The sequence below is a fragment of the Candidatus Zixiibacteriota bacterium genome, from assembly GCA_020853795.1.
In the GTDB taxonomy this organism is placed as follows: domain Bacteria; phylum Zixibacteria; class MSB-5A5; order CAIYYT01; family CAIYYT01; genus JADJGC01.
Window position 1 is genome coordinate 21105 of record JADYYF010000149.1, and the last position, 6692, is coordinate 27796.

Genomic DNA, 6692 nt, shown 5'->3' on the forward strand with positions numbered 1-6692 from the left:
AATTTCACGATTGTGGCGCGTGAAAACCAGTCAATTATTGAGTGAAGATATCCATTAGGATTTTCGCCAGAGAATCAGAAAGAGGAGATTTTCGTCTCCTCTTTCGGCGAGATTCGAGGTTGCCACTTCCCTGCCGGGAGCTACGGGCAGGCGGCGCAGGGGGCGGGGCCCCCGGCGAAGATGTAATTGATCAGATAGACGGCGTCGGAGATCGACACGGCCGAGCTACAGTCGGCATCGCCGGCCAGAGGCGGATTGGGAGCAGGGCCGCCGGCGAAGATGTAGTTGATCAGGTAGACAGCGTCGGAAATCGAGACGGCGGTCGAGCCGTCGGCGTCACCACAAATGTATGCCAACTGCAAGTGCACAAAGGGCAGCGCTATTCTCTCAAATTGAATTCCTTGGGAGTTCGTTCCGCGTGCTTTGAGCCAGATCAACATCGTGCCCGAGTCGGCGGCGGCCTCGAATCGACCGGTGTAGATCCCGTCTCCAGCAATCATGTCGGCCCCGAGGCCCGAATCGTAAAGATCGCATAGTGCGAGTGTGTCCGTGAGATTCCTAATTGGGAGGGCAGTCACGACACAATTGGGAACAGGAAGCGAGCCATCAAGGACTTCAGTGAATACCGTGACGGAATCACCGACAGTCCGGTAAACTGAATCTACTGCTGCGGTGCAAGTCGTAGAGTTCGACTGGTAGACCTCAGAACAAAAGTAGACTGTGGGAATTGTGGCGTACACAGCGCTTATGCGCACGATCCAGTTTCCCGTAGGCGCATCAACAAACGAGAATGCCGTCCCGTCTTGCCCAGAAGAAAAACTGGCATCGCCGAATGAACCCACATTAGAAGAGTCATATACTGTGCCCGAAGGAGACTGGATAGAGATATAAGCAGAACTGTCATTTGTCACGACCCTGACGGTGAGTGTCCCGCCCTCACTTTGCATTGTGTCCGCAACTGAAGCGCCCTGAGAAACGGAATCGCAGATGCTGTGGGTGATCTGGGGTGGGAGCACCGCTTCGGTCGGTATAGCGGCAAGAGGCGGTTCTTGAACCAAGTCGCTTGATCGAAGGCGGTCGTAGACGAAATCAAAGATAGGTGCAAAATGCATGTAAGATGAGTGGCAGACGAGTTCGGGGTACTCGGCTTCTTGGCTGCCTTGAGCGGGGTCAATCATGCTCGCCTTCGAGACGGTGCCATCGTTTGGGCAATTAGTGAATTGAGTTCCAATTCTATACCTCGGCTCACATGTGATGTTGGGTCGGCTTGAACAAGCGTAGTCTGCCCTGCCACCCACGCCGACGACATTAGTGTACTTTGTTGATGGGCGGTTTTTGACCAATTTGTTGAAGTCTGCCATGTAAGGGGGTGACATCTCATAGACTGCCGGAGAGAAGAGCTTGATTGGACCACCGAAAAGATGAAGGGCAAGAGGAATCCAATCTACCCCGCCGTTTGGTGTCCCCATCATGATAAGATTTGGAACATCAAGAGTACGTCGCTCCCATAGCAACCGTCGGGAGACTAACCCACCCATGCTGTGCGCGACAATGTTGACGCGATTCGCGACGAGACCCGTCTTTTGCGATAGTTGAGCAAGCCGATCATCCAGATACAAGGAGAGTCCGTGCGTGTTGAAGTCAAAATTGACTTCGCCTTCTGCACCTGATGGTAGAACCAGATCGGGCGCCCAGATGTGGTTAAAGTGCCTTGCAGAAAGCCACGGTATGAAATCGCTCCAAGCGTCAGCTGCACTACTATTGATACCATGTACTAGCAGAACAGGAGTTGACGCGTAGTTTGCCGTATCGCTCGTTGGGTACACCCAACTTCCCAATGGAACCGGGTTCAAAACCTTGACATAGTATGGAAAGTTCGGTTGCAACCCTTCCAAAAGTGCTGTATGCGTAACTGCGCCTTGTGCAGAAACAAATGTCCGCTTGATCCAGGTAACGTCGCCGGGGCGCGTTGACACTGCAACCGTGTACTGGGTAACTGATGGGTTCGCGACTCCAGTGAACTTGACCTGTAGCGCGTCTCCTTGACCGGGGTCGTTGATTTCAGTTATGACAGGCGCCTCAATTACGTTCAGTGTAATAGGAAAGGTGAATTGGGACGAGAGAGCAGCATCATGCACACAGGCGTTGCCAAGTGAAGCAGTGATCGACGATTGATACGTTCCCAGCGGAACATCTGAAGTGTTTAGCGTTATTTTCCAGTCGGTGCCATCTACGCTAAGTGGATCGAGGAACACATCGAGCCACTCTAAGCCTTCGTCAAGGCAAGCATCCAAGACAAAGGGGCTGAAATTCCACCCGGAGTAGCACCCGGGTGTGGAATGCTCATAAGTATCAATGTCTAGATCGATCTTCAGATCTTTCGCGGGGGGGATCGTGCCATTACGGATCACTGTGATTGATTGAGGTGCCGGAATCCAAGGAATAACCGGCCCATGGATGAAATAGGTGCTGGCAATATACATCTTCCGTGCAGCGTCTGGGAGACGTTCTGCATCGCAATACCCGGTCAATTCAATCGCCACTACCGGATTTGCTTCACTTGCTCCGGGAACCTTGAAGACCCCCGAATTACAGACGCATGCAAAGTCCCGATAACCCGCAGCGACCCACACCGAGTCGTTGTATGCTCTCACGAGAAATCGAGCGGTGTTCTCGTCATATTGATCTGCGGCGCTACCGCAGAATGCCAACCGCTCCTCCCGATAGTGATCTCTGTAATGGTAAGCTGCAGTGAGAACTGAGCGCGACCCGTCCGCGCAAGCCGCGACGACCAGGACAGCTTGCCCACAAAACAGACTAGGTACTATCGCGCCCGATGCATCAGGCAAGTCTGGGAAGACAATTGTCGCATGAAACGTAGCCGGACGATCGGACGTTGGAAAATCGAATCGAGCAACATAGCAGCTATCAAAATCAAAGGGGTACGGTTCGTCTACCAGTGTACAAGAGAGAAAAGTAGTATCTGAGATTCTCAGTGAACCATTCACGGTACTTTCTCCGCCAACTCGCCCATCTACCCAACTCCAGTTCGGAGTTAGCGGTCCGTCGAAGTCGTCCAACTGCTCCAAGCACCCTTGACCTGAATAGCAGTCACCTTTGAGTCCACGGGAGGCTCCCCCCAAGACTGTAAGTGCCAGCAAGGCAGTGAGAATTGTCCTACTACACGCAGAATTGGCCATGAACCATCTCCCGTTCGGTTTCGTTTGGTTCTCTCGCGCCGACTTGCTAAACGCGCAGTCCCAATAACTGACATTGATCGCATAGAAGGTACTCCCTCTTCGCCCAATTGACAATAAAAAACGGCGGTCGTGGGACCGCCGCTTCGATTACGAACTCTTTAGCGATATGTTAGGTCAGATAGGCCCGGAGGCTGCGAGAACGCGAGGCATGCCGCAAGCGGCGGATCGCTTTCTCTTTGATCTGACGGACACGTTCGCGGGTGAGATTAAAGCGGGCGCCAATCTCTTCGAGGGTTAACGGCTTTTCATGATTAAGCCCGAAATACAGATTGATCACCTCCGCCTCACGTGGCGTGAGCGTGTCGAGCGCTTTCTCGATTTCCAGTCGCAGGGACTGGTCGAGGAGCGCTTCATCGGGAGCGGGCTGGAATTCATCTTCGAGCACGTCGATCAGACTGTTGTCTTCCGACACCGAAAACGGCGCATCCAGCGACAGATGCGAATTGGAAATCTTGAGCGTGTCGGAAACTTCGGCTTCCGAAAGCTCCAACTCGTTCGCGATTTCCTCGGGCGACGGTTCGCGGCCGTACTCCTGCTCGAGCGACGAGGACACTTTGCCGATTTTGTGCAGTGTGCCCACGCGGTTGAGCGGAAGCCGGACGATGCGCGACTGCTCGGCCAGCGCCTGCAGAATCGCCTGCCGGATCCACCAGACGGCGTAGGAGATGAATTTGAACCCACGCGTCCAGTCGAACCGTTTTGCGGCCTTGATCAGTCCGATGTTCCCCTCGTTGATTAGATCCGCCAGCGACAGACCCTGGTTTTGATACTGCTTGGCAACGCTGACGACGAAGCGCAAGTTGGCCTTGGTCAGGGCTTCCAGAGCTTTCTGGTCGCCCTCATGAATTCTTTTCGCCAGGCGCACTTCCTCATCAGCGTTAATCAGCGGGGTTTCGCCGATTTCGCGCAGATACAAATCCAGCGATCGATCTTCATCCCGATACTTCTTGGACTGTCTCGCCAATAAAAACCCGTCCTCACTAAATGGTTAAACAGTGACACTCACGCCCGCTGTCCTCCCGTTAACGAGCGCTGGTTAGATACGTCGGTACTAACTCGGTTTGATGGCAAAATATTTGACGTTGCCGCTGACATCAAAACCGATGAGCGCGATCGCTTTGGTGCGATCTTTCAGCCGCTCCTTTAGACTCAGGAAATCATCCTTTGTTTTCACATCCTGGTGATCAATTTCAATCAAAATCGTTCCCGGGGTGATGCCCTGGATATCGGCCAGGCTTCCGGGTTCGACGTAGGTCACGATGACGCCGGTGCGGTATTCGACGGCATGCTGTTCGGCCAGATCGGGGGTTGCAGTTTCGACCGCCATACCGAACCAGAGATCCGCCTGGGCCGGGCGCTCGCTGCCGACATTTTGCGGCTGGGCCTGCGCCGGAAAGTTCTCGGCGAGACCGCGTTCACGATCGCCGAGGGTGACATTCGCGGTCATCGGCTTGCCCTTGCGCACACCGGTCATCTTGACCGTCGAGCCGGTACGGGCCTGCGCGACCAGATAGCGGAAGTGGTCCATATCGTCGATCTGCTGATCATTGAACTTGGTGACGATATCGCCGTCCTTCAGCCCGCCGAGTTCGGCCGGCGAGCCGGGTTTGACCTCGCGAATCAACGCCCCGCGTGCGCTTTGAAGGCCGTTAGCCTCGGCCATCACCGGGTCGAGGTTGGACAAGACCACGCCGAGCCAGCCGCGTTCGATTTTGGCCCCCTTCATCAGGTCGGGCAAGATTGACCGGACCAAGTTGGAGGGGATGGCGAAACCGATACCGGCAGACTGGCCGGTCGAGGTGGCGATAGCGGAGTTGATTCCGATGACGTAGCCGCCCAAGTCTACCAGCGGACCGCCGGAGTTGCCGGGATTGATGGCGGCATCGGTCTGGATATAGTCCTGAAATTCGGGCGAATCTTCTCCGAAATTCAATCCACGCCGACCCTTAGCGGAAACGACTCCGACCGTCACGGTGCGGTCGAGTCCTTGCGAGGGGAAGGGATTGCCAATGGCAACGACCCATTCGCCGACCTTGATCGAGTCGGAATCGCCGAGATCGATGTGCGGGTAGCTTTCGCCGGAGATTTTGATGACGGCCAGGTCGGTAGCGGGGTCTTCGCCAATCAAGCGGGCCTTGACTTCACGATAGTCGGCCAAGGTAACGCTGATGTCTTTGGCGCCGGCAATAACATGATGATTGGTAAGGATATAGCCGTCCTCGCGGAAGAAGAAGCCGGTACCCATCGAGACTTCGCGCGGATCGTCCTGCGGGTAACCCCAGAACCGGAGCCAGCGTTGCTGGTAGGGAGTCAGTTTTTCGATGCGTTCGGCGCGGATATTAACGACGGCGTCGCGGACGTTTTCGACGACGGCGACGAAGGGGGAGCGGCCCTCGGAATTGATCGGATAGATGGATTCGCGCGGGGCCGTGGAGCGGGCGAATTGAACGGTGCCGTCAGCGGGGCGGGGCCCGTCGACTGCGGGTTGCGAGTCGGCACGATTAAGCCAATCGGAATTGCTGGAGATAATGAAGCCGAAGACGACGCCGATGATTAAAAAAGCGGCTAAACCGCTCCAGCGTCTGATTGCAGAAAAAAAGGGAGTGCGCGTCACTCCATCCTCCTAACCAGCAGACCAGTATTATACCGATCGCGTATCAGAATGTCAAGTCTTTTCGCTCAACAGGTTAGCGTCCTGTCAACAAGAATTTTGGCTGCCGCGTATCGAAAAGACCGCTGAAGAAACGCCTTGCTGCGCCTTCCACGACAGTCATACATTTGTACGCACTCGAAAACAACCCGTTGCAAGAATTGTATTGACAGGGCAACGGTAGCAGTGAAACTCGGGACAATACAGCAGTTCACTGGCTCCGGTGAACAAGAAGAGGAATTAGCCGATATCTGGTATATGAAAGCGCATACTCTCATTGCATATCTATTAGCGGCGGCATTTGTTCTTCTGCCCTCAATCAGTCATGCGGCTGGGCAGCCCGCCTGGGCGATTCCGTACGCCGAGGCGGACGCTCCCTATTTTGTCCGGCTCGATGCCGTCGGCGACGTTATTGTGGTAGGCCGGCATTACCATGAAGCGCCGGAAGATGCCCAGATCTTTGTGCAAAAGTTCGACCCGGACTCTACTCTGATCTGGGGTAATCAGACAACCGGTCCGGCGCTAAAGATCCCGATTGCGGCGGCGCTTGACCAAGCGGGAAATGTTTATGTGCTCGCGCAATATGACCCGAGTACGACATCACCCGTTGTGGTCTACAAGTTTCGAGCTGCCGACGGCGGCGTCGACTGGGATGAGCCATTCTACCCGGCCGGACTGTTTCGGCAAACGGCGGCACGCGATTTGTTCGTGACGCCGGACGGGCACGCGATCGTGATCGCCAATTTCGTGATCGATGATCCGGCGCATCCGCTGCGCTCGGA

The 6692-nt window shown here is 55.0% G+C and carries 4 protein-coding genes; 1 reads left to right on the forward strand and 3 read right to left on the reverse strand.

The features are described from left to right. Positions 1–140 precede the first annotated feature (140 nt). The 3 genes from IT585_11890 to IT585_11900 form a co-directional block, all read right to left on the reverse strand. Complete coding sequence (locus IT585_11890) at positions 141–2711, reverse strand: alpha/beta fold hydrolase (protein ID MCC6963945.1); 2571 nt, start codon at positions 2709–2711, stop codon at positions 141–143. Positions 2712–3369: 658 nt separating this feature from the next. Then, positions 3370–4224 carry a sigma-70 family RNA polymerase sigma factor gene (locus tag IT585_11895; GenBank protein MCC6963946.1) on the reverse strand — a complete coding sequence of 285 codons (855 nt, stop codon included), beginning with the start codon at positions 4222–4224 and terminating at the stop codon, positions 3370–3372. An 87-nt stretch (positions 4225–4311) separates the two neighbouring features. Continuing rightward, positions 4312–5874, reverse strand: a complete 1563-nt coding sequence (locus IT585_11900; protein MCC6963947.1) for a Do family serine endopeptidase — start codon at positions 5872–5874, stop codon at positions 4312–4314. Between the two features lie 294 nt (positions 5875–6168). Here IT585_11900 and IT585_11905 point away from each other — a divergent pair. Next, positions 6169–6692: hypothetical protein (locus IT585_11905; GenBank protein ID MCC6963948.1), on the forward strand; the 524-nt coding region annotated here is incomplete at its 3' end.